Below are 247 nucleotides of genomic sequence, written 5' to 3' on the forward strand. Positions count from 1 at the left end.
GAACTGGGCATCGGCTCGCCGCGCGGCATCTACGCGCCGCCCGCCGAGGCCCGGTGGCAGATCTTCGCCGCGGACGCGACCGGCCTGCCGGCGCTCGGGAGGCTCGTCGAGCAACTGCCGCCCGGCACCCTGGCCAGGGCGATCGTCGAGGTCCCGGACGCCACCCACGAGCAGACCTTCGAAACCGCCGCCGACGTCGAGTTCGTGTGGCTGCACGGCTGCGGCAACGGCGTCGCGCCCAGCCGGC

At 75.3% G+C, this 247-nt stretch carries 1 protein-coding gene; it reads left to right on the top strand.

Going from position 1 to position 247, the window contains the following annotated elements:
- Window positions 1–247, top strand: a 247-nt coding sequence (locus GT354_RS04390) for an SIP domain-containing protein (RefSeq protein WP_161354834.1), incomplete at both ends; no start/stop codon positions are given.

Origin of the sequence: Streptomyces sp. SID3343, from assembly GCF_009865215.1 — a bacterium.
Taxonomy (GTDB): domain Bacteria; phylum Actinomycetota; class Actinomycetes; order Streptomycetales; family Streptomycetaceae; genus Embleya.